The following is a 3,388-nucleotide window of genomic DNA, read 5'->3' as shown; positions in this document are numbered from 1 at the left end:
CTCGACCGATCCGCTGGACTTCATCGAGTGCGTGCCGTTCTCCGAGACGCGCAACTACATCATGCGGGTCATGGAGAACATGCAGGTCTACCGGGCCAAGCTGAACGGCGGCTCGGCGCCGATCACGCTCTCTAGCGACCTGAAGCGCGGCGGCTACGGCTACCCGCAAAGTGTCGCGGTGCAGACAGCGAGCCCCTAGGCCGGTTTCGTCTTCCGCCAGGCGACCGCGAACAGCGCCGCCAGGATAAGGTCCGGCGTGGCGACCACCGCGATGTTGAGCGGCGTGCGGCCGGTCGCGTACAGCGTCCAGACTGCAACCCCGAACGCCAGCTTGGCGAGCATGGCCAGCGGCATCAGCGGCCGAAATCGCTGCGGGTCGCGGCCGATGGTCAGATAGACCAGCTGCCAGACCAGCACCGAGCCAACGAAGCCGTAGTAGGTCTCGGGATAGGCCACGGGGCCGCGGTCGTTTGCAGCGATCCAGCCCTCGAGGAACAGCATCGGACCGACGATCAGCAGGCCCCAGACGCCGCCCAGCGTGAACGTCCACTTCGCAAAGGTCATGGCCGGCCCCCTCGCCGCCTGGCGACCAGCATGGCGCCGTCGGACGCGAGCTCCAACCGCCCGTCGAGCGCGAAGGCCTCGGCCAGCACGGCCGGCGTGAGCGCCTGGGCGGGCGAAGCGTCGGCGACGACGCGTCCGCTCGCCAGCACCAACAGCCGGTCGCAGTAGCGCGCCGCGAGCCCCAGGTCGTGGAGCGTCAGCACCACGGCCGCGCCGCGGTTCGCCTCTTCGCGTAGAAGGTCCAGCGCCAGAAGCTGGGCGTCGGGATCGAGGCCCGCGATCGGCTCGTCGGCCACCATCAGCGGCGCCTCCGTCGCGAGGAGCCGGGCAAGCAGCACGCGCGCGCGTTCTCCGCCCGACATCTCCAGCACGCCCCGATCGCGCAGGTCCAAGAGACCGACGCGGGCGAGCGCGGCGTCGGCGCGCATCCGCGCCTCGGCCGGCCGGGCGTGAAAGGCGCCTAGGCTCGCCACCCGCCAGGCCGTCATGTTCCAGCCCACGTGCCGCTCCTGCGGCAGGTAGCCGACCAACCGCGCCCGCTCGACCTCGGAGAGCCGGCGCACCTCACCGCCGGCAAGCTCGGCCCGGCCAGCGGCCGGTCGGATCAAGCCGAGCGCCGCCCGCAGGAGTGTCGTCTTGCCCGAACCGTTGGCGCCCACGACGCCCAACACCTCACCGGATCGAGCGTCGAGGTTCACGCGATCCAGGACCAGCCCGGCGCCGCGGCGAACCGACACCTCGCGGAGAGCGAGCGCCGGGGTCATCCGCGCCAGCTCCGCGCCGCGCGCCAGGCGATGAGGGCGAACAGGGGCGCGCCGAACAGCGCCGTCACCACGCCTAGCTTCAGCTCCAGATCGGTGGGGATCAGCCGCGCGGCCAGGTCTGCAGCCGCCAACAGCACGGCGCCGGCCAGGGCCGAGGGCAGCAGGACGCGCCCGGGATCGCCGCCCGCCCCCGCGCGCACCAGATGGGGCGCAGCGAGGCCCACGAAGCCCACGATGCCGGCCATCGCGACGGAGGCTCCGGTCAGGAGGGAGGCCCCGGCCACGGCGGCGGCGCGCAACCGCGTCATCGGCAGGCCCGAGAGCGCTGCAGCTTCATCGCCAAGGGTCAGCATGACGAGTCCGCGTGCAGCGTACATGGCAAGGCCAACGCCAACCGCCAGCGCCGGAATCTGCCGCGCGATGTCCATCCAGTCGCGGTTCGCCACCGAGCCCAGCAGCCAGCCCAGCACCTCGGCCAAGGTCACCGGCGAGGACGAGAAGTTGAAGACCAGCGAGGTCAGCGCGCCCAGGAAGGCGGACAGCGCCACGCCGAACAGGATCAGCGTCTCCGGCTCGCGGAAACGCGCGGCCAGACCCGTCAGCACCAGACCCACCAGCAGGGCCGCGGCGAGCGCCGCCGCTTCGATCGCGCCGGGCGCGCCGGCGAGGCCGAGCGAGATGGCCAGCGCCGCGCCCAGGCCGGCGCCGCCCGAGACGCCCAGGACGCCGGGGTCGGCGAGCGGGTTGCGCAGCAGGCCCTGCATCACCGCGCCGGCGAGCCCCAGGGCGCCGCCCACGACCAGGGCCGCCGCTGTCCGCGGCAGGCGGATCTCGAACAGCACGACGCCCGGCCCTGACGCCGGGTCGGCGAAACCCTCCGCGATCTGTGCGCCCGACAGCTGGATCTCGCCGAGGAACAGGCCCGCGCCGGCCATCGCGAGCGCCGCGAGCGTCAGCAAGAGGTTTATCGCCAGCGGCCTCATCGCGGGGCCTCCGAAGCCAGCAGCAACGCCGCCTCGGCCGCGCCGACGTCGGGGCAGCCCAACAGGGCGCCGGGAAGGCTGGCGACGGAGCGCGTCTCCGCGATCCGCTGCAGCACCCGATGGCGGCCCGCGCCCCAGCTGTCGCCCGCGAGCTGGAAGGTGTCGAAGAAGCCCAGCACCACCGTCTTCGGCGGCGTCAGCGCCATTTGCTCGAGCGAGACGGTCTGGTAGCCCGGTCGCGTCTCGGCGTTGGTCATCCCCGCCGCGCGCAGAACCGCGTCCATCAGGGTCCCCGGACCTGCGGTGAGCCCGCCGGGGGTGAGGTAGAGGGCGCGAGCGCCCTTCCAGGCGCCCGCAGCGCCAGCGAGCTGAGTGTCCATGCGGACGATGGCGGCTTCGCCGCGGGCCGGCTGGCCGATCGCCGCGGCGACCTTGCGCACCGTGGCGCGCACGTCCGCGAAGCTGGTGGCGTCCGGAATGGTCACGACCCGGACGCCGCGGCGCTGCAAGGCGGCGATCAGCCGGGGTTCGCCGCCCCAGTAGCGGACGACGACGTCCGGCCGCACGGACAGCACGGTCTCAAGGTCGATCCGGCGCATCGGCAGACCGCGGGCCAGGTGGCGCAGGCGGGAATCGGCGTCGTCGGCGCGCGTGGAGAGGCCCACGATGGCCTCGCGCGGAGCCAAGCCCAGGACATACTGGTCGGCGCATGAGTCCAGGGACAGCACCCGCGGCGCGGCCTCGGCGCCCGCGGCGACCGCGAGCGCGAACAACGCGCCCAAAGTCAGTCGATGACCAGCCCGTGCAGCATGCCGTCGAGGCTGACCTTCAGCAGCTCCTCGCGATCGGCCCAGCCGAACGCCGGCCGGGATGTCAGCAGCGCCACCACCCCGTGGCAGCCCATCCAGAGCGCTTGGGCGGCTGAATCCGCCCCGCCCGTCCGCAGACGGCCGAGCGCCGCGATCTCGCGCACCACGCCGGAGAAGATCTCGTAGCATTGTCGGCTCAGGTCCGCCGTGCCCTCGGGCCACGGTTCGGCCGATACCGGACGCGGCGTGCAATAGACAAGCTGATAGG

At 72.9% G+C, this 3,388-nt stretch carries 6 protein-coding genes; 1 reads left to right on the top strand and 5 read right to left on the bottom strand.

Going from position 1 to position 3,388, the window contains the following annotated elements; all coding sequences use genetic code 11:
* The coding region (locus tag RIF93_RS19545; RefSeq protein WP_309093116.1) for a hypothetical protein at nucleotides 1–199 on the top strand (199 nt) is incomplete at its 5' end.
* Here the strand turns inward: RIF93_RS19545 and RIF93_RS19540 are convergent.
* The 5 genes from RIF93_RS19540 to RIF93_RS19520 all read right to left on the bottom strand — a co-directional run.
* Nucleotides 196–564, bottom strand: coding sequence for a hypothetical protein (locus RIF93_RS19540; RefSeq protein WP_309093115.1), 369 nt, complete (start codon nucleotides 562–564; stop codon nucleotides 196–198). The two genes, RIF93_RS19545 and RIF93_RS19540, sit on opposite strands and share 4 nt — an antisense overlap.
* A complete protein-coding gene (locus RIF93_RS19535; protein ID WP_309093114.1) occupies nucleotides 561–1,328 on the bottom strand; it encodes an ABC transporter ATP-binding protein in 768 nt (255 codons plus the stop codon). Before RIF93_RS19535 ends, RIF93_RS19540 begins: the two co-directional genes overlap by 4 nt.
* Nucleotides 1,325–2,311, bottom strand: a complete 987-nt coding sequence (locus RIF93_RS19530) for an iron ABC transporter permease (protein ID WP_309093113.1) — start codon at nucleotides 2,309–2,311, stop codon at nucleotides 1,325–1,327. Before RIF93_RS19530 ends, RIF93_RS19535 begins: the two co-directional genes overlap by 4 nt.
* Nucleotides 2,308–3,084, bottom strand: a complete 777-nt coding sequence (locus RIF93_RS19525; RefSeq protein WP_309093112.1) for an ABC transporter substrate-binding protein — start codon at nucleotides 3,082–3,084, stop codon at nucleotides 2,308–2,310. The genes RIF93_RS19530 and RIF93_RS19525 overlap by 4 nt, the downstream gene beginning before the upstream one ends.
* A gap of 11 nt (nucleotides 3,085–3,095) precedes the next feature.
* Nucleotides 3,096–3,388, bottom strand: a 293-nt coding sequence (locus RIF93_RS19520; protein ID WP_309093111.1) for a TetR-like C-terminal domain-containing protein, incomplete at its 5' end; no start/stop codon positions are given.

Source organism: Phenylobacterium sp. (assembly GCF_031181185.1).
Lineage (GTDB): Bacteria > Pseudomonadota > Alphaproteobacteria > Caulobacterales > Caulobacteraceae > Phenylobacterium.
Note: the sequence above shows the minus strand (reverse complement) of the source record. Positions and strands in the feature narration are given on the sequence as shown.

Coding starts and splice junctions, on each gene's coding strand:
- RIF93_RS19530 (WP_309093113.1), bottom strand. CDS start 2,311: ATGAGGCCGCTGGCGATAAACCTCTTGCTGACGCTCGCGGCGCTCGCG.
- RIF93_RS19540 (WP_309093115.1), bottom strand. CDS start 564: ATGACCTTTGCGAAGTGGACGTTCACGCTGGGCGGCGTCTGGGGCCTG.
- RIF93_RS19535 (WP_309093114.1), bottom strand. CDS start 1,328: ATGACCCCGGCGCTCGCTCTCCGCGAGGTGTCGGTTCGCCGCGGCGCC.